The organism is Tardiphaga sp. GW821-FHT12E02 (assembly GCF_058807155.1).
This window is the reverse complement of record NZ_JBXAQK010000001.1, coordinates 475397-497768: the sequence shown is the minus strand read 5'-3', so window position 1 is coordinate 497768 and position 22372 is coordinate 475397. Positions and strand designations below refer to the sequence as shown.

Below are 22372 nucleotides of genomic sequence, written 5' to 3'. Positions count from 1 at the left end.
CATGGCCGCGAACGGCAATGGCGCGAACGGCGTTGGCGGTCCCGCCACCAACGGCTACGCCTATCCCATCGAAGATCACACCTATGACGTCGTCGTCGTGGGCGCCGGCGGCGCCGGCCTGCGCGCGACCGTCGGCTGTGGCGAAGCGGGTCTTCGCACCGCCTGCATCACCAAGGTGTTCCCGACCCGCTCGCACACCGTTGCGGCGCAGGGCGGCATCTCGGCCTCGCTCGGCAACATGCACGAGGATAACTGGCGCTGGCACATGTACGACACCGTGAAGGGGTCGGACTGGCTGGGCGATCAGGACTCCATCGAATACATGGTGCGCAACGCGCCGGACGCCGTCTACGAGCTCGAACACTGGGGCGTGCCGTTCTCGCGCACCGAAGACGGCAAGATCTATCAGCGCCCGTTCGGCGGCATGACCATGGATTTCGGCAAGGGCCAGGCGCAGCGCACTTGCGCCGCCGCCGACCGGACCGGTCACGCCATGCTGCACACGATGTATGGCCAGGCGCTGCGTCACGCCGCCGAGTTCTTCATCGAATACTTCGCCATCGACCTGATCATGGATGACCAGGGCACCTGCCGCGGCGTCATCGCGCTGAAGATGGACGACGGCACGCTGCATCGCTTCAAGGCGCAGACGGTCATTCTCGCCACCGGCGGCTATGGCCGCGCTTACGCCTCCTGCACCTCGGCCCATACCTGCACCGGTGACGGTGGCGGCATGGCGCTGCGCGCGGGTCTTCCGCTGCAGGACATGGAGTTCGTCCAGTTCCACCCGACCGGCATCTATGGTTCGGGCTGTCTGGTGACTGAAGGTGCCCGCGGTGAAGGCGGCTATCTCGTCAACTCCGAAGGCGAACGCTTCATGGAGCGCTATGCTCCGTCGGCGAAGGACCTCGCCTCGCGCGACGTCGTCTCGCGCGCGATGACCATCGAAATCCGCGAAGGCCGCGGCGTCGGCAAGAAGAAGGATCACATCTTCCTGCATCTGGATCACCTCGATCCGGCGATCCTGCACGAACGCCTGCCGGGCATTTCGGAATCGGCGCGCATCTTCGCCGGTGTCGACGTGACCCGCGAACCGATCCCGATGATCCCGACCGTGCACTACAACATGGGCGGCATTCCCACGAACTATCACGGCGAAGTCGTCACCAAGAAGGACGGCGACGACAATGCGGTGGTGCCGGGCCTGATGGCCGTCGGCGAAGCCGCCTGCGTGTCAGTGCATGGCGCCAACCGTCTCGGCTCCAACTCGCTGATCGATCTCGTGGTGTTCGGCCGCGCCGCCGCGCTGCGTCTCGCCGACAAGCTGACGCCGAATGCGAAGCAGCCCGATCTGCCGCCGAATTCGTCGGAAATGGCGCTCGGCCGTCTCGATCACTTCCGCAACGCCAAGGGCGGCACGCCGACCGCGAAGATGCGCGAGAGCATGCAGCAAGTCATGCAGACCAATTGCGCCGTGTTCCGCACCGGCGACGTGCTCAACGAAGGCAAGACGCTGATTCACAAGGTCTATGACGGCATCGACGATATCGGCGTGTCCGATCGTTCGCTCGTCTGGAATTCGGACCTGATGGAGACCCTAGAATATGACAACCTGATCGGTCAGGCCATCGTCACCATGGACTCCGCCGCCAACCGCACCGAAAGCCGTGGCGCCCATGCCCGCGAGGATTTTGCGGATCGCGACGACAAGAACTGGATGAAGCACACGCTGGCGTGGGTCGAGCAGGGTGGCAAGACCACCATCGATTATCGCCCGGTGCATGATTACACGATGACGAATGACGTGCAGTACATCCCGCCCAAAGCGCGCGTGTACTGAGAAAGCGAAGGCTCGAGAATATGGCTGAGTTCGCACTCCCGAAGAATTCCAAGATCACCGGCGGCAAGGAATGGCCCAAGCCCGCCGGCGCGACCCAGACGCGTGAGTTCCGCGTCTATCGCTGGAATCCCGATGACGGCAAGAACCCGTCGGTCGACACCTATCATGTCGATACCAATGACTGCGGTCCGATGATTCTGGATGGTCTGATCTGGATCAAGAACAACATCGATCCGACCCTGACCTTCCGCCGCTCCTGCCGTGAAGGCGTGTGCGGGTCCTGCGCCATGAATATCGATGGCCAGAACACGCTGGCCTGCACCCGCGCGATGGACGAAGTCGATGACGGCGCCATCAAGGTCAATCCGCTGCCGCATCAGCCGGTGGTGAAGGACCTGGTGCCGGATCTCACCAACTTCTACGCCCAGTATGCGTCGATCGAGCCGTGGCTGAAGACCACCACGCCGACCCCGCAGAAGGAATGGCGCCAGAGCCACGAGGATCGCGAGAAGCTCAACGGCCTCTACGAGTGCATCCTTTGCGCCTGCTGCTCGACCTCGTGCCCGAGCTACTGGTGGAACAGCGATCGCTTCCTGGGCCCGGCCGCACTTCTGCAGGCGACCCGCTGGGTCAAGGATTCCCGCGACGAAGCCACCGGCGAGCGTCTCGACAATCTCGAGGATCCGTTCCGCCTGTATCGCTGCCACACCATCATGAACTGCGCCAAGGCGTGCCCGAAGGGCCTCAACCCGTCGGAAGCCATTGCCGAGCTCAAGATGAAGATGGTTGAACGTCAGGTCTGACGTTCAAGCGAGCTGAAACACCGATTGTCAGGCGACGATCATGTCGTGGAAAGGCCCGCATTTGCGGGCCTTTTTCGTTGGCCCAACGGCCATGTTCGTTCGGTATACTGTTTTCGCAGAAATAGTATAACAGCTTGAATCGGCAGTCTAGCCGCGTTATACTGTTATTGCGGAAATAGTATAGCGGGAGTTCCATGGCCAAGGCTGCGGGCGTCGATATTACCTTTCAGACGCTGTACTCGGAGCTCGTCCAGCGCAGCCTGGACGACAGCTTCACCTCCGAATTTTCGTCCGATGGCCGGTTTGTCGCCGTTGAGGTCAAGGGCCGCAAATACTGGTACTTCGACACGCCCAAGCCTGAAGGCGGCGGACAGGACCGGCGTTATGTGGGTCCGCAAGAGGATCCCGACATCACCAGGCGCGTCGAGGAATTCAAGGACCTCAAGGCGGACATCAAGGGACGTCGCCGCCTCGTATCCACCCTGACGCGGGAGGCTTATCTCCCAAAGCCGCCGATCACCACGGGCCGGGTGGTCGAGGAACTGGCACATGCCGGTTTCTTCAGGTTGCGCGGGGTGTTGGTCGGCACTGTCGCCTATCAATGCTATTCGGCCGTGCTGGCGCGGCGGCTCGATGCGGCCGCCATGCAAACCGGCGACGCCGATTTCGCTCAGTTCCGGGAGATCTCGGTCGCCATCGGCGACAGCCTGCCGCCGATCCTGGACATCCTCAAAAAGGTCGATCCCACGTTTCGCGAGGTGCCCAGCTCGGCGGATGGGCGGGTATCGACGCAATTCGTGTCGCGCGAGCAGTTCAAGGTCGAATTCCTGACGCCCAATCGGGGACCGGACGATGTCGCCGACAAGCCGGTGCAGATGCCGGCGCTGGGCGGCGCAGCGGCCTATCCTCTCCGCTTCCTCGATTTTCTGATCCGGTATCCGATCCGCGCCGTGCTTCTACATGGCGCAGGCGTCCCGGTGACCATTCCGTCGCCGGAGCGATACGCCGTGCACAAGCTCATCGTCGCCTCGCGTCGGCGGGACGATCGCGACGTGATGGCGAAAAGCGCCAAGGACCGGATTCAGGCGCGCTCGATCTTCCAGGCGCTCATCATGAATCACCAGCAGGCGGATATGGCAGCGGCCTTCATGGAGGCCTGGGATCGCGGTGACGCATGGAAAGACGCCATCAGTAAGAGCCTCGCGACATATGACGAAAGCCTGCAGTCGATGCTGCGTCAGGGATTGGCGAAAGGCATCACCGAGTTGGGAGACGATCCGGCGAGCTATGGACTTGCCGGTGATGTGCCGGACGTGCGCAAGAATATGTAGTCCGATCGCTCAGTAGCGACGTGATCAATCGTTCCGTCGAGCGGAAATCTGGCTTGCTGCAAACAGCCTTGCTTTCCCGGATCGAAGCAGAAACTATTCGCGCACCGCAAACAAAAACAGCGGAACGCCCGTCACCGATGCGGTGATGCAATGACGATAAAACAAGGGAGAAACATCCATGCGAGCGCGCATTCTTGCCGCGCTTGGCGCGTGCTTTGTCATCGCGTCAGGTCCGGCCTCGGCCCAGAAGAAATACGGTCCGGGCGTCACCGATACGGAAATCAAGATCGGCAATTTCGTGCCCTATAGCGGGCCGGCATCGGCCTACGGCATGGTTGGCCGCATCAACGGCGCCTACTTCAAGATGCTCAACGACAAGGGCGGCATCAACGGACGCAAGATCAACTGGCTCTCCTATGACGACGCCTATTCGCCGCCGAAGGCTGTCGAGCAGACGCGCAAGCTGGTCGAGAATGACGAGGTGCTGCTGCTGTTCCAGACATTGGGCACGCCGTCGAACACCGCCGTCATGAAATACCTGAACACCAAGAAGGTGCCGCAGATCATGCTGTCGAGCGGCGGCACGCGGTTCGGCGACGATCCCAAGGCCAATCCATGGACCATGCCCTTCAACGTGCCTTATCAGGCCGAAGGGCGCATCTATGCGAAATGGATCATCGACAATCATCCGAATGCCAAGATCGCCGTGCTGTCGGCCAATGATGATTACGGCAAGGATATCTACAAGGGCGTGCGCGACGGGCTCGGCGAGAAGATCTCGATGATCGTCAGCGAGGCGACCTACGACAATTCCGATCCCACGGTGGATTCGCAGATCGTGAAACTGAAGGCATCGGGAGCGGACATGTTCCTGAATCTCTCGACGCCGAAATTCGCCGCGATGGCCATTCGCAAGATCGGCGAAATCGGCTGGAAGCCGATCCAGATCCTCAACCAGGTGAGCCAGTCCACCGGTGCCGTGCTGAAACCTGCGGGTCTCGATCATTCGCAGGGGCTGATCGGTGCGAACTATACCAAGGACCCCATCGATCCCGCCTGGAAGGACGATGCCGGCATGAAGGAGTTCAATGCCTTCGTCGACAAATATGCGCCCGATGTGGATCGCAGCAACGGCCTCGTCCTGTATTCCTACGGTGCGGCGCAGACGCTGGAATATATCCTGAAGCAGGCCGGCGATGATCTGTCGCGCGACAACATCATGCGGATCGCCACCAGCCTGAAGGGCCTCGCGCCGACATCATTGCTGCCGGGCATCACCATGAACACCGCACCCGGCGATCATTTCCCCATCAAGCAGATGCAGATGATCCGCTTCAAGGGCGATCAATGGGAGAGCTTTGGGCCGGTGATCGAAGCGAAAATGAACTGACGAAACGATGGCGCTCGAAACACCTCTCCCCGCTGGGGAGAGGTGAAGTCAGAACGCTCCAATAACAACAAGCGAGAACCGCAATGCTGATCCCGATGGCTGACATCCCCCGCTGGCATGCGGAGCGAAATGGCTTCGATGCGCCTGCGGTCGTGCACGACAATGTCGCGCTCAGCTGGGGCGATCTCGAGCGCAACGCCAATCGGCGGGCGCGCGCTTTCATGCAGCATGGCGTCAAGCCCGGCGATTTCATCGCGGTCGGCCTGCCGAATTCCAATGCCTTCTTCGAGACCACCTTCGCGATCTGGAAATGCGGCGCCACGCCGTGTTCGCTGTCCTATCGGCTGCCGCGCGGCGAGGCCTCGGCGATTCTTGAATTGCTGCGACCATCCCTCGTCATCGGCGGCGAGGAGGACTGGAAAGCGCCGAAGCGGTTGCCTGCGGATTTCGTGCCGGAGGGATTTTCCGATGGGCCGATCGATGGCCCGATCGGGCGTTACTGGAAGGCCATGACCTCGGGCGGATCGACCGGCCGGCCCAAGGTGATCGTCGATCATCAGCCCGCGGTCACGGATCCAAAGCTGCAGCCCTTGAACGTGCATGAGCGCGTGCAGCTGCTCAATCCCGGCCCGCTCTATCACAATGCGCCATTCTCCGTTGCGCATGTCGGCCTGTTCGCCGGCGGCACGGTGATCGGCATGACGAAGTTCGATGCGGAGGAGGCGCTCAGGCTGATCGATCGCTGGAAGCTCGAATGGGTCAATTTCGTCCCCACCATGATGAGCCGCATCTGGGCGCTGCCCGACGATGTGCGCGCAAAATACGATGTCTCCAGCCTGCGCACCGTCTTCCACATGGCGGCGCCGATGCCGCCGCGGCTGAAGGAGGACTGGATCAATTGGCTCGGCCCCGAGCGCATCTTTGAGCTCTATGGCGGCACCGAACGGCAGGCCTCCACCGTCATTCCCGGCACCGAATGGCTGAAGCGCAAGGGCTCGGTCGGGCGGGTCGAGATCGGCGCTGCAAAAATCGTCGGCGAGGACGGCCGCGATCTGCCGCCGGGCGAGATCGGAGAAATCTATCTGAAATCGGTCGAGGGCGCCGGCACGACCTATCACTATCTCGGCGCCGAGCCGAAGCGCTCTGCCGATGGCTGGGAATCCCTCGGCGATATCGGCCATATCGATGCCGACGGCTATATCTGGCTGGCCGATCGCCGCACCGATCTCATTTTGCGTGGCGGCGCCAATGTCTACCCCGCCGAGGTCGAGGCGGCGCTGCTGGCGCATGCCGATATCGAGAGCTGTGCCGTCATCGGCCTGCCGCATCCCGATCTCGGTGCGTCCATCCATGCCATCCTGCAGCTGCGACCCGGCGCCGAAAGCGCGGGGCTGGCTGCCGCCATGCCGGGCTTCCTGGCCGAAAACCTCGCCCGGCCCAAGCATCCCGAAAGCTACGAGTTCTCGCAGGACGCCGTCCGCGACGATGCCGGCAAGGTGCGCCGGACCACGCTGCGGGACGAACGGATCCGCTGGATGGACGAAGGCCGCGAGTTCCGGACGCGGCCCGCATAAGCCGTTCTGCGACCTGTGGCCGGCCGGCATCTCCCGCGCGCACATCCGTGCGTTTTGGGGGACAGCGTGATATTGCCGAGGCCAATGCTGGCATGGTCTGTGCTAGCCTGTATCGGACATTCGATCAGGGGATTTTTCCATGCTTCGCAAATTGGGTCTCGGTGCAATTGCAGGTGCCGCGCTGCTGACGTCCATCATGTCGGCGCAGGCGCAGACCGCCGTCAAATTCGCGCTCGACTGGAAATATGAAGGGCCGTCGGCGCCCTATTTCGTCGCGCTGGACAAGGGCTACTACAAGGCCGAAGGGCTCGACGTCACCATCGATACCGGGCCGGGCTCGGTCGCCGGTATCGCCCGCGTGGCCGCCGGCACCTATCCGATCGGCTTCTTCGACATCAATTCGCTGGCGCGCTTCCGCGACCAGAACCCGGACAAGGACGTCAAGGCCGTGCTGATGGTCTATGACAAGCCGCCTTTCGCCATCGTCTCCATCGCCAAGTCCGGCATCAATGCGCCGAAGGACCTCGAAGGCAAGATTCTGGGCGCGCCCGCGCCGGATGGCGCCTTCGCGCAGTGGAAGGCCTTCGTGAAGGAGAACAAGATCGACGACGCCAAGGTGAAGATCGAGAATGTCGGCTTCCCCGTGCGCGAGCCGATGCTCGCCGACGGCAAGGTCGATGCCATCACCGGCTTCTCGTTCTCGTCCTATTTCAACCTGCTGGCCAAGGGCATCGCCGAGAAGGATATCAAGGTGATGCTGATGGCCGATCATGGCATCGTGCTCTATGGCAATGCCATCATGGTCAATCCGGAATTCGCCAAGGCCAATCCGAAGGTGGTCGCCGGCTTCGTGCGCGCCACCATCAAGGGCATCATCGACACGGCGAAGGATCCTGATGCCGCGATCAAATCGGTGATGAAGCGCAACGAGACCGGCGACGAGAAGATCGAGCTGGCGCGCCTGAAGATGTCGCTGAAGGACAACTTCATCACCGACTGGGTGAAGGCCAACGGCGTCGGCGGCATCGACGACAAGCGCATGAGCGATGCCATCGAGCAGATCGCCGTCACCTACGAGTTCAAGAATCCGAAGCCGAAGGCCGGTGACCTTTTCACGTCGGACTATCTGCCCCCGGCCGGCGAACGCAAGCTCTGACCGCCCTGCGCGATAAGAAGGTCGGATCAGTTCGCATGGAAGCATTCGTCGATATCGATGGCGTCACGCTGAAATATCGCGGCGCGGCGGGGGACATCGTCGCGCTGCAGGATGCGACGCTGAAGATCGCGCGCGGCGAATTCGCCGCCGTGGTCGGCCCGTCCGGTTGCGGCAAGTCCACCTTGATGCGTCTCGTCACCGGCCTGCACAAGCCGACTGCCGGGACGATTGCCATCGATGGCAAGGAAGTGAAGGGACCGGTCAAGATGGCCGGCATGGCGTTTCAGCACGCGAATCTGCTGCCATGGCGCAAGGTCATCGACAACGTCATGCTTCCGCTGGAAATCGTCGAACCCTATCGCTCGCAATATCGATCGAAGAAAGCCGAGTTTCGCGCCAAGGCCGAGCAGCTGCTCGCAACCGTCGGCCTCGCTGGCTTCGGCGATCGGTATCCCTGGGAATTATCGGGGGGCATGCAGCAGCGCGTGTCGCTGTGTCGTTCGCTGATCCACGAACCCGCATTGCTGATGCTCGATGAGCCCTTTGCGGCACTCGATGCCTTTACGCGTGAGGAGCTGTGGTGCGTGCTGCGCGATCTCTGGCAGCGCCTCGGCTTCACCGTGATCCTCGTCACCCATGATCTGCGCGAGGCCGCTTTCCTCGCCGACAATATCTATGTCATGAGCGCGCGTCCCGGCCATATCGTGCAAATCAAGCCGGTCGAATTTGCACGGCCGCGCGATCTCGAAGTCACCTATGACAAGAGCTTCGGCGACATCGTGCACGAGCTGCGCCAGAAGATCGCGGAGGCGCGTAAATCATGAATTCGCGCCTTGTCGAAAAGCTCTCGCCCTGGATCTTCACGCTCGCGATCTTCCTGATCTGGGAAGGCGCCTGCGCGGTGTTCAAGATCAACACATCGGTGTTGCAGCCACCATCGGCTGCCTTTGCCGCGATGTTCAAGCTGTGGAAGGTGTTCCTCTATCATTCCTGGGCGACGCTGTGGGTCACCTCGGTCGGCTTCGCACTGGCCGTGGTGTTCGGCGTCATGCTCGGCCTCGTGGTCGGCTGGTCTCAGACCATCTACCGCGGTCTCTATCCCGTCATGATCGGCTTCAACACGATTCCGAAAGTGGCCATCGTGCCGCTGCTGATCCTGTGGTTCGGTATCGGTGAAGTGCCCGCCATCGTCACTGCATTTTTGATTTCGTTCTTTCCGATCGTCGTCAATATCGCCACCGGTCTTGCGACAACGGAGCCCGAACTCGAAGACGTGCTGCGCGCGCTCGGTGCCGGCAAACTGGATATCATGCTGAAGGTCGGCATTCCGCGTGCGCTGCCATATTTCTTTGGTTCACTGAAAGTCGCCATCACGCTGGCCTTCGTCGGTACCGTTGTCTCCGAAACCCTCGGTGCCAATGCGGGTCTCGGCTTCCTGATCGCGCAGGAAGGTGCCAGTTTCCGCATGGCGAACGTTTATGCCGCATTGCTGCTGCTCGCCTTCGAAGGCGTGCTGATGTATGCGGTTTTTGCCTGGATCGAGCAGCGTTCGACGCGCTGGGCTTTCCGTTCGCAGATGAACGCCGGCTAGCGAACATGTCACACCCCAGCATTCGATCAGCCCTCATGGGTTGGTCGATCCCGCGTCATGCGCTAGACTGGCGCGACGCGGGCAGGGACTGTGAAGACAGAACAGCACAATTCTCTGAAAATGCTGCAGTGGATGATGGCCGCATCCCTGGCGTTTCCCATTGCGCTTTTCGCCTTCGCCGCCACCAATTCCTGGATTTCCACCAACGACATTGCCGATCGCGAGATCGATCGCACGGTCGATGTCGCGCATGAACACGCCTTGAAGGTGTTCGAGACCATCGATCGCAGCCTGTCGGAGATGAACGAAATTGTTCGCGATCGCAGCGACGACGAGCTGCGGTTCAAGGCGGACGCAATGTCGGCGCGGCTCAGGCAGCTCACCGATGCGCTGCCGCAGCTGAAATCGGTCTGGGTGTTCGACGACAAGGGCCGCGCACTGGTCAACAGCCTCAATCTCGCGCTGCCTCATCTCGATTTTTCCGATCGTGACTACTACAAGTCCCACATCGACAAGGATGTCGGCACGTTTATCGGTGCAAATCTGCTGCCGCGGCCGCCCTATCAGGGCGCGCCGTTCTTCGGCGTCAGCCGCCGTCGCACCAGCGTGGACGGAAGCTTCACCGGTGTCGTGCAGGCATCGGTGTTCCCCGAATATTTCGAGAAATTCTATGCCCGCATCGGCCGCGCGCCGGGCAGTTTCTTCGCGCTGGGGCTGACCGACGGATCGATCCTTGCGCGCTATCCGGCGCTCGCAGCGGCCGCGCGGCTCGATCCCAAAGGGCCGGTCGGGCGCGTGCTATCGACCAATCCCGACGGCAGTCTCGTGACCATCAGCGCGCCCGGCGACAATGTCGAACGCCGCATCGGTTATCGGCGGCTGGCCGGCTATCCCGTCTATGTCGCCGCCGGCCTGGAAACTTCGGCCATCCGCGATCGCTGGCTGAAAGCGATCAGCTATCATTTGATCTTCGGCGTTCCGGCTACACTGCTGTTGTTCGGCTTGCTGCTCTTCGCGCTTCGCCGCACCCGCCGGCTGAACTTTGAGGCCACAAAGCGTCGCGAAGCCGAGGAAGCATTGAAACACGGCCAACGCCTTGAAGCGTTGGGCCAGCTCACCGGCGGCGTGGCGCATGATTTCAACAATCTGCTGACGGTGATCCGCTCGTCGGTCGATCTCCTGCAGCGACCGGATCTCGCGCCCGAGCGTCGCGCCCGCTATATCGCGGCGATATCGGAGACGGTGAACCGCGCGGCCAAACTGACGGCTCAGCTGCTCGCTTTTGCGCGCCGGCAGACGCTGAAGCCCGAAGTGTTCGATGTCGGCCATTGCGTCAACGGGGTCACCGACATCATCGGCACATTGACGGGCTCGCCGATCGAGATCGTCACGCATCTGCCGGACAAGCCACTGTTTGTCGATGCCGATCTCAGCCAGTTCGAGACGGCCCTGATCAATATCGCCGTCAATGCGCGCGATGCCATGAAGGGCGAGGGCCGCCTCATCATCAGCGTCACCGCCAGCGAGCGGCTGCCATCGGCGCCGATGCCGCGCAAGGATGGCTATGTCGCCGTGGCCCTCGCAGATTCCGGCAGCGGCATTCCCGCGGATCAGTTCGAACGCATTTTCGAGCCGTTTTTCACGACAAAGGAAGTCGGGCAGGGCACAGGTCTCGGTCTTTCGCAGGTATTCGGCTTCGCCAAGCAATCCGGCGGGGAGGTCACGGTTGTCAGTGAAGTCGGCAAGGGCAGCGTCTTCACGCTCTATCTGCCGCGCGTCGTCGGCAATGTCGCGCCGACAATCGTATCAAGCGAGGCGCCGCCCATCGATGGCCACGGCCTCTCGGTGCTGATCGTGGAAGATAATCGCGATGTCGGGACGTTTACGACCGACGCACTGTCCGAGCTCGGCTATGCCACGGTCCTCAAGCATAGCGCCGAGGAAGCGCTCGACGAATTGCAGCGCAGCGCCGGTCGCTACGACGTGGTGTTCTCCGATGTCGTGATGCCCGGCATGACCGGGATCGAACTCGCGCAGGAGATTCGAAAACTCTATCCGGATCTGCCCGTGGTGCTCACATCCGGCTACAGCCATGTCCTGGCGCAGAACGGCACATTCGGCTTTGAGCTGCTGCAAAAACCCTATTCCATCGAGCAGCTCTCGCGCGTCCTGGCCAAATCAGGCAACTGGCGCAAGGCCCAGCGGGAGACCGCCTGAGAACGGTGGAACCTCAGGGAACCCCATGATAGGCTTGGCGTTATTGCGCCATGAGCAAGCCTGCGGGTCACCAAAGCGTTAACACCACCAAGCCGAAGAACGATGCCCAAAAAGGCCCGATCGTCCCGCTGAAGGATGAGGCCGGCGACCATATCGATCCACCCCCGCCCGAAGTGGTCGAACCCGATCCGGACTTGTCACCGGAGGAGGTCGAGCAGGCGCGGAAAGACTATCTGCTGACGCGGTTCTGGCTTAGTGCGCGCGGCTTCTGGGGCAAGGCGGGCGACAAGCTCGCCTGGGCGTTTTCCATCGGCCTGTTGCTGATGATTATCGCCAATGTCGCCTTCCAATACGGCATCAATGTCTGGAATCGTGCGATCTTCGACGCCATCGAGAAGCGCGATGCGGCGAGCGTCTTTCATCTCACCGGCGTGTTCTTCCCGCTCGCCATCGGCAGCGTGCTGCTCGGCGTCGGGCAGGTGTTCGCGCGGATGAGCATCCAGCGCCGCTGGCGCGCGTGGCTGACCAGTTCGGTGATCTCGCGCTGGCTCAAGAACGGCCGCTACTATCAACTCAATCTGGTCGGCGGCGATCACAAGAATCCCGAATACCGTATTGCCGAGGATCTGCGCATCGCCACCGACTCGCCGGTGGATTTTATCGCGGGCGTGACGTCTGCCCTGCTGTCGGCTGCGACCTTCATCGTGGTCCTGTGGACCATTGGTGGTGCGCTGACGCTGTCCGTTGGTGGCAGCGTAGTCACCATTCCCGGCTTCCTCGTCATCGCCGCGGTGCTCTACGCAGCCATTGCCTCCGGCTCGATCATGGCGATCGGTCGCCGCTTTGTCGGCATCTCCGAAGACAAGAACCAGGCCGAGGCCGAATATCGCTACGCGCTCACCCGCGTGCGCGAAAACGGCGAAAGCATCGCGTTGCTCGGCGGCGAGGAGGAAGAGCGCGGCGGTATCGACAAGACCTTCGGCAACGTCCTCAAGCAATGGACGCGGCTTGCCGGGCAATATATGCGCACCACGCTGGTGTCTCAGGGGTCGAGCCTGATCGCGCCCGTGGTGCCGCTTCTGCTCTGTGCACCAAAATTCCTCGATGGCAGCATGTCGCTCGGCCAGGTGATGCAGGCGGCGTCCGCCTTCACCATCGTGCAGAGCGCGTTCGGCTGGCTGGTCGATAACTATCCGCGCCTGGCCGACTGGAATGCCTGCGCACGCCGCATCGCCTCGCTGATGATGTCGCTCGATGGTCTGGAGCGCGCCGAACTCGGCGACGGTATCGGCCGCATCAAGCGCGGCGAGACCACGGATGACCGCATGTTGAGCCTGCACGATCTGTCCGTCACGCTCGACGACGGCACCGCTGTTGTCGGCGATACCGAAGTCAATATCGATCCGGGCGAGCGCCTTCTGGTCGCAGGCGAGTCCGGGACCGGCAAGAGCACGCTGGTGCGCGCCATTGCCGGCCTGTGGCCATGGGGCGGCGGCAGCGTCAATTTTCATCCCGATCGCCGGCTCTTCATGCTGCCGCAAAAGCCCTATGTGCCGTCGGGCACGCTGCGCCGCGCCGCCTCGTATCCCGCTGCAGAAGAGGATTTCAGCGTCGAGCAGATCGGCGAAGCCCTGGACAAGGTCGGCCTTGCGCATCTCAAGGAGAAGATCGAAGAGGAAGCGCCGTGGGATCAGACACTCTCCGGCGGCGAGAAGCAGCGTTTGGCGTTCGCGCGGCTGTTTCTTCACAACCCCGATATCATCGTGCTGGATGAGGCGACGTCCGCGCTCGACGAAAAGAGCCAGGACAGCATGATGGGGCTACTGACCAAGGAGATGCCCAAGGCGACCGTCGTCTCGGTGGCGCATCGCGCTGAGCTCGAGGCGTTTCATAGCCGCAAGATCGTGCTGGAGCGCCGCAAGGGCGGCGCCAAGCTGGTGAGCGATATCGATCTGATTCCGCGCAAGGGCAAGCGTCGCCTGCTCGGCCGCTTCCTGCGTCATCGCAAGCCGGTTGGTGCTACACGAAATTGATCTGCAGCATCGGGAGCGCGAAGATCGCCACATTGGTGAGGAAGCCGCCGGCATAGGCCAGTGAACGCGGCGTCGATCTGTCGGCGATATAGAACAGCGCATGCGCGATGCGGAAGGCGAGATAGACGGCAGCGAGCACGCCCACCGTCTTGGCCGATGCACCGAAGAACAGCGCACCCAGCACCGCCACGGCATAGAACGGAAAACTCTCGAACGCATTCTGATGCGCGGCATAGGCACGGCGCTTGGGGCCGGTGAGCTCGCCAGCGCTGTCGCGGGGCGTATTGTTGTCGCGCGATCCTGATTTGGCATAGCCGGCGATGATCAGCGGAAGCAGTGCAGCAATCAGAATGCTCCAGTAAGCGAACGGCATCGAATCCCCCAAACGGCGTGATGAATTCGGCTGTGATGGGCGGTTCCCGATCGGCTGTCAAATCGGTCCATGTGCCGATCGGTGCCGGAACATCGCCCGGTCGCGCTTGTTACCCTGCGAAGGGAGAAATGAAATGACCAATGACAATGCTCGCGATACCGATCGTGCCTGGGAGCTGATGACGAAGATCGGCTTTGCCATGCTGGTCACGCAGGATGGCGAAAAGCTGCGCGCCCGGCCGATGTCCGCCTATATCGATCGCGCGGCAGACGCGGTCTATTTCCTCAGTGACGCACGCCGTCACAAGGATGACGAGATCAAGCAGAACCCGAATGTGAACCTCTCCTTCGCAGATGCGAGCGATCAGAAATACGTGTCGGTGAGCGGCACGGCGGTCGTGTCCAACGATCGCGCCAAGATCAAGGAGCTGTTCACCACCACAGCGAAGGCGTGGTGGGACAGTGCGGATGATCCGAACATTCGCGTGCTGAAGTTCACGCCGGACGAAGCCGAGTTCTGGGATTCGCCGGGCACCGTGATCAGCTATGTGAAGATGGCTGCGGCAGCGATGACCGGCTCGCGTCCGGATATCGGCACCAATCGCAAGGTTGCGATCTGATGACGAGCGCTGCACCCGGCAATACGCCTGTCGAGGAGCCGCCGATCACGCCGGGCAAACCTTCGGAGCCGCCACAGGAAAGCCCGCCGGGAAATCCGCGGCCCGAAGTGCCGCCGCCCATACGCGATCCGGGCGAGCCCTCGCGGCCGGAGGAATTGCCGGGCGATCTGCCCGCGGATATTCCGGTGCCGAATCCGGATGAAACGCCGGGTCAGCCACCAGCAGTGATGTAATACGGTCGCTACTAAACAAACGGTCTGAACGCGCCATGAACAATGCGCGCTCAGGCCGTTCGTGTGTGCAAAATAAATACGACTGTGGCTTTGCGGGCCGCCACATTCCGGCCCCATGCTTATTCGTTCATCGATCTGCCGATTTGTTCGGCCGACAAATCTTTTGTTGACGTCTACTTAAGCCGAGGGGCCCAAGCTCATCATGACAAAACTTCGTCTCGTCCTGCTGGCCACGACTGCGTTCGGTGTGACGCAGATCGCAGTCGCGACATCTCACGCATCGAATGGCGATGCGCCGATCCTGCTCGCACAGGCAGCCCCGCCAGCAGCAGAAGGCGAGCCCAAGGCTGCGCCGAAGGGGCCGCCGCCCGCTGCCGCGCCACGGCCCGCTCCGCCTGCAGCGGCGCCTCCTGCCGCCGCGCCACCGCGCGCCGAGCCACCAGCCCCACGTCCGGCTCCCCCTGCACCTCCGGCCGCAGCCCCCGCGCCACGTGCCGAGCCACCAGCCGCGCCGCGCGCGGCACCGCCTGCGCCCCCTGCGGCGCGTCCGGCCCCTGAAGCTGCGCCGCCGCCACGTCCAACTCCGCCCACGCCTCCTGCCGCAGCGCCCGCGCCACGCGCTGAGCCGCCGGCGGCACCGACTCCGCCTGCTGCTGCTCGTCCCGAGCGTCGCGAAGCACCGGCCGGCACCGAGCGTCGTGAACGCCCGGATGGCGAACGCCGCGAACCCGGTGCGCGTCCGACGCCTCCGGCCACGCCGCCCGCTGCGCAAACGCCGGCCCAGCCTGCGACACCGCCTGCCGCACGCCAGGCTCCCGCAGCAGCGCCGACGCCAGCCACGCCTCCGGCGGCGGCTCCAGCAACTCCGCCAGCGGCCGCCACACCGCCTGCCGCAGCGCCCGCTCCGTCGGCGACTCCGCCAGCCGGTGCGGCGCCGTCCGGCCGTCCCGGTGGGCCCGAAGGCCGCGAAGGCGGTCGCCGCGGCGAGGGCAGGCCGGGTGCGCCCGGTGCCGCTCCAGGTGCGCCTGCTGCTCCCGGCACGCCGCCCGCGGCTGTCGCTCCCGGCGCAGCGCCAGGGACGCCGCCCACGGCAGCAGCTCCGGTTGCTCCACCGCCGACCCCGAGTGCCGCGCCTCTCGTGGTCGCCCCCGGTGGCGGCAATATCAAGGTCGTGCAGCCGCCGGCACCTCAGGTGACGACTCCGATCCCGCCTGCGCCGCCGCCGGCCGCAGCCCTGGCGCCGATCGCGCCGGGTGCCGCGCCGGATGGTCCGCGCCGTCTGGATGACTTCCGCGGCCAGCGCAGCGAGCGCCGCGAAGGTGGTCGCACCATCATCACCGAGCCCGGCCGCATCATCGTGCAGGATCCGAGCGGGCAATCCTATATCCGCCACAACGAAGTCGATCGCTTCCGTTACGGCGCGCGCGACATTCGCACCCAGCGCGTCGGCAACGAGGATCGCACCATCGTGGTGCGGCCCGATGGATCGCAGATCATCACGGTGGTCGGCAGCGACGGCCAGTTGATGCGACGTATCCGCCGGGATCGCGATGGTCGCGAGATCATCATCATCGACAATTCGTTCGATGGTCCCCGCGGCGGGCCGCGTGGTCCGCGCGGTGGCTTCTATGTGGATCTGCCGCCTCCGATGATCCGCATTCCGCAGAACCGCTACATCGTCGATTACGATCAGGCCTCGCCCGATCTCGTCTACGATACGCTGATCGCGCCGCCAGTGGATCGCATCGAGCGTCGCTATACGCTGGATGAAGTCCGCTACAGCCCGGCCGTGCGCCAGCGCATGCCATCCATCGATCTCGACTCCATCAACTTCGACCTCGGTTCGTGGGATATACCGCCGGATCAGGCCTCGAAGCTGCAGGTGATCGCCGATGGTCTCAATCGCGCCATCTCGCGGAATCCGCGGGCTGTGTTCCTGATCGAGGGCCATACCGATGCGGTCGGCTCCGATGTCGACAATCTGTCGCTGTCGGATCGCCGTGCGCAGTCGGCGGCGGAATTGCTCACCCAGCAATTCCAGGTGCCGGCGGAGAACCTGACGTCGCAGGGCTATGGCGAGCAGTATCTGAAGATCCAGACCGATGGCCCGGAGCGTCAGAACCGCCGTGTCACGGTCCGCAACATCACGCCACTGCTGAATGGCGGTCAGGCGTCGCTGCCACCGCCGCCTCCCGGCACGGCGCCGCCGCGCCGCTAAGCGGAGCTAATAAATACCGACGGCCGGGAGCGATCCCGGCCGTTTCTTTTCAAATGATTCAATCTCGCTGTGACGTGATCTGTCTTGCGCCGATGCGTCACATTGCCCGCATATGAAACTGGCACTCAAACCGCACGTAATTGCCAAGGCCGTATTGCCGGCCCGCAAATCCCAGGAGACGCACCATGTCCTCGATGTCCCGACGCCAAATGATGTTCGCTGCGACCGGCATGGCTGCCGCGATTGCTGCACCGCGGCTCGCTTTTGCCCAGGCTGCAGCACCTGCTGCAACGCCCACCGCCGGTAATGGCGCCTTCGTGCTGCCGCCGCTCACCTATCCGGTGAATGCGCTGGAGCCGCATATCGATGCCAAGACGATGGAAATCCATCACGGCAAGCATCACTCGGCCTTCGTTGCCAATCTGAACACCTTTGCCAAGGACACGCCGATGCTCGGCGAGAAGCCGCTGGTCGAGGTGCTCGGCAATCTTTCCAGCGTACCGGACAATATCCGCACCGCCGTGCGCAACAATCTTGGCGGCCACGCCAATCACACCATGTTCTGGCAGATCATGGGCCCGAATGGCGGCAAGCCGGACGGCGAAGTGCTGGCCGCGATCGATCGTGATCTTGGTGGCCTGGAGAAATTCCAGACCGACTTCAACGCCGCCGGCGGCCGTCAATTCGGCTCGGGCTGGGTGTTCGTGATTGTGGACAAGGCCGGCAAGCTCTCCATCGAGACGCGTCCGAACCAGGACAACCCGATCATCGACGGCAAGCGTGCGCTGATGGGCAATGACGTTTGGGAGCACGCTTATTACCTCACCTATCAGAACCGCCGCGCGGACTATCTGAAGGCGTGGTGGAATACGGTGAACTGGACCAAGATCGGCGAGCGTTATGCTGCCGCGAAGGCTGGCACGCTGGCGGTGTAATTGTTGTGCCTTCTCCCCGCTCTTCGCGGGGAGAAGGTGGCCGCGCGTAGCGCGGTCGGATGAGGGGCATGGCACAAGGTCAGCCAAACGATTGCGCTAACGAATCGATGAACGTCGCAATCCGATAGTGCACGGCAGTTTGATATCTTGTGCCATGCCCCTCACCCGCCGCGAAGGCGCGGCGACCTCTCCCCGCAAGCGGGGCGAGGTTAAGAACCTACTTCCCCACATCCCCGGCATCACGCTCGCTCTCCGCAAGCGTTGCCGGCTCGATGCTGTAGCGCTTGATCAGCGGCATCTGCGCCACCGCAAAGGCCATGGTCAGCGGGATCACGCCGAACGCCTTGAACGTCACCCAGAAATCCGTCGTCTGCGTCCGCCAGATCGCTTCATTGAGCACGGCCATGGCCGCGAAGAACAACGTCCAGCGCAGCGTCAGCGCGCGCCAGCCGTCCGGCGTCAGGTTGAAGACCTGGTCGAACATGATGGCGATGAAGGAGCGGCCGAACAACAATCCGCCGCCGAGCACCACGGCGAACAGGCCATAGATGATGGTCGGCTTGACCTTGATGAAGGTCTCGTCATGCAGCCACAGCGTCAGCCCGCCGAACACCAGCACCACGAAGGCGGTGACGATGGCCATGATCGGCACATGCTTGACGACCACATAGGACGCGATCATGGCGACCACGATCGCGACCATGAAGGCGCCGGTGGCGGCGAACAGGCCGAATTTGGAATTCGCCACGAAGAAGATGATCAGCGGCCCAAGCTCGGTGGCGAGCTTGAACAGCGGGTGGGGTTGTTGCTTGTCCATCGATCCTCTCACGCCCTCGCCCTTCGAGACGGCGCTGCGCGCCTCCTCAGGGTGAGGGCTCCTACGTTATTGGCAGCCGCACCACACTCCGCCCTCATCCTGAGGAGCGCGCCATCGGCGCGCGTCTCGAAGGATGGCGACTACGACTCGATCCCCGCAACGGCCTTGGCGAAATCGCTGGCCGTAAACGGCGCGAGATCGTCGATGCCTTCGCCGACGCCGATGAAATGCACCGGCAATTTGTACTTCTCGGATAGCGCCACAAGGATGCCGCCCCGCGCGGTGCCGTCGAGCTTGGTCATCACGAGGCCGGTCACGCCAGCCGTACGATGAAACGCCTCGACCTGCGACAGCGCGTTTTGTCCCACCGTGGCATCCAGCACCAGCAGCACGGCGTGGGGAGCCGTGGCGTCCACTTTCTTGATGACGCGCACGACCTTTTCGAGCTCGTTCATCAATTCGGCCTTGTTCTGCAGCCGGCCGGCAGTATCGATCAGCAGCACGTCGCGATTGTCGTCGCGGGCAGCAGTGACGGCGGAGAAAGCGAGGCTGGCGGAGTCGGAGCCCTGCGCGCCGGCAATCACCGGCACCTTGTTACGATCGCCCCAGACCTTCAGCTGCTCGATGGCTGCGGCACGAAACGTGTCGCCGGCGGCCAGCATCACGCTGCGACCCTCGGCGGTGAGTTTTGATGCCAGCTTGCCGATGGTGGTGGTCTTGCCGGAACCGTTGACGCCGACGACGAGGAGCACAAAGGGCTTGTGCGTGGTGTCGATGACGAGCGGCTGGGCGACCGGCGCCAGCACCTTCTCGACCTCGGTGGCCACCACGGCCTTCACCTCATCGGCAGAGATCGCCTTGTCGAAGCGGCCCTGGCCGACCGCCTTGGCGATCCGTGCGGCCACGTCGGAGCCGAGATCGGCGCGCAACAGCACGTCCTCGATATCCTCAAGCATCGCGCGGTCGAGCTTGCGCTTGGTCACGAGATCGGCGACCGCCGAGCCGATCGAGCTCGATGTGCGTTTCAGGCCGTCGGAGAGCCGTCGCCACCAGCTCGCTTTTGGCGTTTCGGGAGTGTCACTCATGTCGGGGGTGTGTTAGCCGTTTCGCGCCATGAATCAAAGTAACAGCGAAGAAAGTGACGTCGATGCCCTGCCGGTCGCAGTCGTCGAGCCGGCCCTGGTCGGCGATCTGACCGAAGCCGACATCCTGTCGCGGGTGCTGCACCGGGACGGTCTGATGCTGGTGATCGACAAGCCGGCCGGCCTGCCCGTACATCGTGGCCCCAAAGGTGGGCCGAATTTGGAGAATTCGTTTCGGTTCCTGCAATACGGCCTGCCGCGCGCGCCGGTTCTGGCGCATCGGCTGGATCGCGACACGTCGGGCTGCCTGGTGCTCGGCCGCCATCGCAAGGCCACGGCGTCGCTGGGGCTCCTGTTCAAGCACAGCCGGATTTCCAAGACCTACTGGGCGGTGGTCGAAGGTGGGCCGGAGGCCGACGCGGGCGTCATCGACATGGCGCTGGGGCGTCTCAATGCCGAACGTGGCTGGTGGATGAAGCCGGATCCGGAAGGGTTGCCGTCCGTCTCGAATTTCAAGGTGCTCGGCCGCGGTGGTGGGATGGCATGGCTGGCACTGGAGCCGGTAACGGGGCGCACGCATCAGCTCCGCGTGCATACGTCGGCCTCGGGCTATCCGATTGTCGGCGACAATATCTATGGCAACGGTCCAAGATTCGGCGAGCCGACTCTGCATCTGCATGCGCGGGAGATCGTGATTCCGATCTCGAAGAACAAGGAGCCGGTGCGGGTGACAGCACCGGTGCCGCCGCATCTGCACGAACGGATGCGGGTGTGTGGGTGGAATGGGGAGTGATACTCCCTGTCGTCACCCGGCTTGACCGGGTGACCCAGTAAACGCTGCTGCTAGTGTTTATCCGCGAGGCCGGTGTCTACTGGATCCCCGCTTTCGCGGGGATGACAGCAGAGCCAATTGATGCCGCTTACGCATCCATCCGCTTGAACACCAGCGTCGCATTCGTCCCGCCAAACCCGAACGAGTTCGACAGCACGGCATTCAGCTTCACATTGTCGATGCGCTTGCGCACGATCGGCATGTCGGCGAACACCGGATCGAGTTCGGTGATATTCGCGCTCTCGCAGATGAAACCGTTCTGCATCATCAGCAGCGAATAGATCGCCTCCTGCACGCCGGTGGCGCCGAGCGAGTGGCCGGTGAGCGCCTTGGTCGCCGAGATCGGCGGGCACTTGTCACCCACGCCGAACACGTTGCGGATCGCCTGCATTTCCGGCGGGTCGCCGGCCGGCGTCGAGGTCGCGTGCGGATTGATGTAGTCGATCTTGATGCCGCCGGTGGTGGCCAGCGCCATCTTCATGCAGCGCTCCGCACCTTCGCCCGACGGTGCGACCATGTCGTAGCCGTCCGACGTGGCGCCATAGCCGATGATTTCGCCATAGATCTTGGCGCCGCGCGCCTTGGCGTGTTCGAGCTCTTCGAGCACGAGAACGCCTGCGCCGCCGGCAATGACGAAGCCGTCGCGATTGACGTCATAGGGGCGTGAGGCAGTGGAGGGATTGTCGTTATACTTGGACGACATCGCGCCCATGGCATCGAACAGCACCGACAGCGACCAGTCGAGTTCTTCGCAGCCGCCGGCGAACACGATGTCCTGCTTGCCCCACTGGATCATCTCATAGCCATTGCCGATGCAATGATTCGAGGTCGCGCAGGCCGAGGAGATCGAATAGTTCACGCCCTTGATCTTGAACCAGGTGGCGAGCGTCGCAGAGGCGGTGGAGGACATTGCCTTCGGCACCGCGAACGGGCCGACGCGCTTCGGGCCCTTGCTGCGGGTGATGTCGGCGCTATCGACGATGGTGCGGGCCGACGGTCCGCCCGAGCCCATGATGATGCCGGTGCGCTCGTTGGAAATGTCTTCGGGCGACAGGCCGGAGTCCTGGATCGCCTGCTCCATGGCGATGTGATTCCATGCGGCGCCTTCGCCGAGGAAGCGCATCGCGCGGCGATCGACCACATCCGCCGGATTGATGGTCGGCGCGCCCTGCACCTGCGAGCGGAAACCCAGCTCGGCATGTTTTTCGGCGCGCGTAATGCCGGACTTGGCCTCGTGGAGGCTCGCAAGCACTTCCTGCGTGTTGTTTCCGATGGATGAGACAATGCCCATCCCGGTGACGACAACCCGTCTCATGATCGTCTCGCCC

19 protein-coding genes are annotated in these 22372 nt (G+C 63.0%); 15 read left to right on the top strand and 4 right to left on the bottom strand.

Annotated features, from left to right (window positions below):
* The first annotated feature begins 1 nt into the window (after position 1).
* From sdhA to AC1RQ5_RS02280, 10 genes are all read left to right on the top strand, one after another.
* Positions 2-1840, top strand: a complete 1839-nt coding sequence (gene sdhA / locus AC1RQ5_RS02325) for a succinate dehydrogenase flavoprotein subunit (RefSeq protein WP_398480287.1) — start codon at positions 2-4, stop codon at positions 1838-1840.
* A gap of 20 nt (positions 1841-1860) precedes the next feature.
* On the top strand, positions 1861-2643 hold the full coding sequence (locus AC1RQ5_RS02320; protein ID WP_398480289.1) for a succinate dehydrogenase iron-sulfur subunit: 783 nt from the start codon (positions 1861-1863) through the stop codon (positions 2641-2643).
* Positions 2644-2837: 194 nt separating this feature from the next.
* Positions 2838-3974, top strand: coding sequence for a nucleotidyltransferase family protein (locus tag AC1RQ5_RS02315; protein WP_493196959.1), 1137 nt, complete (start codon positions 2838-2840; stop codon positions 3972-3974).
* A 178-nt stretch (positions 3975-4152) separates the two neighbouring features.
* Complete coding sequence (locus AC1RQ5_RS02310; protein ID WP_493196958.1) at positions 4153-5364, top strand: ABC transporter substrate-binding protein; 1212 nt, start codon at positions 4153-4155, stop codon at positions 5362-5364.
* 83 nt (positions 5365-5447) lie between these two features.
* Entirely contained in the window at positions 5448-6938 is a 1491-nt protein-coding gene (locus AC1RQ5_RS02305) for an AMP-binding protein (protein ID WP_493196957.1), read from the top strand.
* A 139-nt stretch (positions 6939-7077) separates the two neighbouring features.
* Complete coding sequence (locus tag AC1RQ5_RS02300) at positions 7078-8094, top strand: ABC transporter substrate-binding protein (RefSeq protein ID WP_493196956.1); 1017 nt, start codon at positions 7078-7080, stop codon at positions 8092-8094.
* Positions 8095-8129: 35 nt separating this feature from the next.
* The gene (locus AC1RQ5_RS02295) at positions 8130-8918 is read left to right on the top strand and encodes an ABC transporter ATP-binding protein (RefSeq protein ID WP_398480299.1); all 789 of its coding nucleotides are present in this window, start codon (positions 8130-8132) and stop codon (positions 8916-8918) included.
* Positions 8915-9685 carry an ABC transporter permease gene (locus tag AC1RQ5_RS02290; protein WP_493196955.1) on the top strand — a complete coding sequence of 257 codons (771 nt, stop codon included), beginning with the start codon at positions 8915-8917 and terminating at the stop codon, positions 9683-9685. The genes AC1RQ5_RS02295 and AC1RQ5_RS02290 overlap by 4 nt, the downstream gene beginning before the upstream one ends.
* 90 nt (positions 9686-9775) lie before the next feature.
* Positions 9776-11902, top strand: coding sequence for an ATP-binding protein (locus AC1RQ5_RS02285; RefSeq protein WP_493196954.1), 2127 nt, complete (start codon positions 9776-9778; stop codon positions 11900-11902).
* A gap of 50 nt (positions 11903-11952) precedes the next feature.
* Positions 11953-13935, top strand: a complete 1983-nt coding sequence (locus AC1RQ5_RS02280; RefSeq protein ID WP_493196953.1) for an ABC transporter ATP-binding protein/permease — start codon at positions 11953-11955, stop codon at positions 13933-13935.
* Here the strand turns inward: AC1RQ5_RS02280 and AC1RQ5_RS02275 are convergent.
* Positions 13922-14308 carry an MAPEG family protein gene (locus tag AC1RQ5_RS02275; protein ID WP_398480307.1) on the bottom strand — a complete coding sequence of 129 codons (387 nt, stop codon included), beginning with the start codon at positions 14306-14308 and terminating at the stop codon, positions 13922-13924. The genes AC1RQ5_RS02280 and AC1RQ5_RS02275 overlap by 14 nt on opposite strands.
* Before the next feature lie 133 nt (positions 14309-14441).
* On the opposite strand from AC1RQ5_RS02275, the gene AC1RQ5_RS02270 reads away from it, so the two are divergent.
* From AC1RQ5_RS02270 to AC1RQ5_RS02255, 4 genes are all read left to right on the top strand, one after another.
* Entirely contained in the window at positions 14442-14927 is a 486-nt protein-coding gene (locus AC1RQ5_RS02270; RefSeq protein WP_398480309.1) for a pyridoxamine 5'-phosphate oxidase family protein, read from the top strand.
* Positions 14927-15160 (top strand): hypothetical protein, encoded by a 234-nt coding sequence (locus tag AC1RQ5_RS02265; RefSeq protein ID WP_398480311.1) that lies wholly within the window; start codon positions 14927-14929, stop codon positions 15158-15160. Before AC1RQ5_RS02270 ends, AC1RQ5_RS02265 begins: the two co-directional genes overlap by 1 nt.
* 202 nt (positions 15161-15362) lie before the next feature.
* The gene (locus AC1RQ5_RS02260; RefSeq protein ID WP_493196952.1) at positions 15363-17378 is read left to right on the top strand and encodes an OmpA family protein; all 2016 of its coding nucleotides are present in this window, start codon (positions 15363-15365) and stop codon (positions 17376-17378) included.
* 185 nt (positions 17379-17563) lie between these two features.
* A complete protein-coding gene (locus tag AC1RQ5_RS02255; protein ID WP_398480315.1) occupies positions 17564-18313 on the top strand; it encodes a superoxide dismutase in 750 nt (249 codons plus the stop codon).
* 217 nt (positions 18314-18530) lie between these two features.
* On the opposite strand, the gene AC1RQ5_RS02250 is transcribed toward AC1RQ5_RS02255, so the two are convergent.
* Together AC1RQ5_RS02250 and ftsY are read right to left on the bottom strand one after the other, a co-directional pair.
* Positions 18531-19130, bottom strand: coding sequence for a septation protein A (locus AC1RQ5_RS02250; protein ID WP_493196951.1), 600 nt, complete (start codon positions 19128-19130; stop codon positions 18531-18533).
* A gap of 140 nt (positions 19131-19270) precedes the next feature.
* Positions 19271-20215 (bottom strand): signal recognition particle-docking protein FtsY, encoded by a 945-nt coding sequence (ftsY, locus tag AC1RQ5_RS02245; protein WP_493196950.1) that lies wholly within the window; start codon positions 20213-20215, stop codon positions 19271-19273.
* 154 nt (positions 20216-20369) lie between these two features.
* Between ftsY and AC1RQ5_RS02240 the strand changes: the two genes are divergently transcribed.
* Entirely contained in the window at positions 20370-21005 is a 636-nt protein-coding gene (locus AC1RQ5_RS02240) for an RluA family pseudouridine synthase (RefSeq protein WP_398483881.1), read from the top strand.
* 127 nt (positions 21006-21132) lie between these two features.
* On the opposite strand, the gene fabB is transcribed toward AC1RQ5_RS02240, so the two are convergent.
* Complete coding sequence (gene fabB / locus AC1RQ5_RS02235) at positions 21133-22359, bottom strand: beta-ketoacyl-ACP synthase I (RefSeq protein ID WP_398483857.1); 1227 nt, start codon at positions 22357-22359, stop codon at positions 21133-21135.
* Between the last annotated feature and the right edge of the window lie 13 nt (positions 22360-22372).

Excerpts from the sequence above, each read along its gene's own strand:
- sdhA (WP_398480287.1), top strand. The coding sequence starts at position 2 with ATGGCCGCGAACGGCAATGGCGCGAACGGCGTTGGCGGTCCCGCCACC.
- AC1RQ5_RS02320 (WP_398480289.1), top strand. The coding sequence starts at position 1,861 with ATGGCTGAGTTCGCACTCCCGAAGAATTCCAAGATCACCGGCGGCAAG.
- AC1RQ5_RS02315 (WP_493196959.1), top strand. The coding sequence starts at position 2,838 with ATGGCCAAGGCTGCGGGCGTCGATATTACCTTTCAGACGCTGTACTCG.
- AC1RQ5_RS02310 (WP_493196958.1), top strand. The coding sequence starts at position 4,153 with ATGCGAGCGCGCATTCTTGCCGCGCTTGGCGCGTGCTTTGTCATCGCG.
- AC1RQ5_RS02305 (WP_493196957.1), top strand. The coding sequence starts at position 5,448 with ATGCTGATCCCGATGGCTGACATCCCCCGCTGGCATGCGGAGCGAAAT.
- AC1RQ5_RS02300 (WP_493196956.1), top strand. The coding sequence starts at position 7,078 with ATGCTTCGCAAATTGGGTCTCGGTGCAATTGCAGGTGCCGCGCTGCTG.
- AC1RQ5_RS02295 (WP_398480299.1), top strand. The coding sequence starts at position 8,130 with ATGGAAGCATTCGTCGATATCGATGGCGTCACGCTGAAATATCGCGGC.
- AC1RQ5_RS02290 (WP_493196955.1), top strand. The coding sequence starts at position 8,915 with ATGAATTCGCGCCTTGTCGAAAAGCTCTCGCCCTGGATCTTCACGCTC.
- AC1RQ5_RS02280 (WP_493196953.1), top strand. The coding sequence starts at position 11,953 with ATGAGCAAGCCTGCGGGTCACCAAAGCGTTAACACCACCAAGCCGAAG.
- AC1RQ5_RS02275 (WP_398480307.1), bottom strand. The coding sequence starts at position 14,308 with ATGCCGTTCGCTTACTGGAGCATTCTGATTGCTGCACTGCTTCCGCTG.
- AC1RQ5_RS02270 (WP_398480309.1), top strand. The coding sequence starts at position 14,442 with ATGACCAATGACAATGCTCGCGATACCGATCGTGCCTGGGAGCTGATG.
- AC1RQ5_RS02265 (WP_398480311.1), top strand. The coding sequence starts at position 14,927 with ATGACGAGCGCTGCACCCGGCAATACGCCTGTCGAGGAGCCGCCGATC.
- AC1RQ5_RS02260 (WP_493196952.1), top strand. The coding sequence starts at position 15,363 with ATGACAAAACTTCGTCTCGTCCTGCTGGCCACGACTGCGTTCGGTGTG.
- AC1RQ5_RS02255 (WP_398480315.1), top strand. The coding sequence starts at position 17,564 with ATGTCCTCGATGTCCCGACGCCAAATGATGTTCGCTGCGACCGGCATG.
- AC1RQ5_RS02250 (WP_493196951.1), bottom strand. The coding sequence starts at position 19,130 with ATGGACAAGCAACAACCCCACCCGCTGTTCAAGCTCGCCACCGAGCTT.
- ftsY (WP_493196950.1), bottom strand. The coding sequence starts at position 20,215 with ATGAGTGACACTCCCGAAACGCCAAAAGCGAGCTGGTGGCGACGGCTC.
- AC1RQ5_RS02240 (WP_398483881.1), top strand. The coding sequence starts at position 20,370 with ATGCTGGTGATCGACAAGCCGGCCGGCCTGCCCGTACATCGTGGCCCC.
- fabB (WP_398483857.1), bottom strand. The coding sequence starts at position 22,359 with ATGAGACGGGTTGTCGTCACCGGGATGGGCATTGTCTCATCCATCGGA.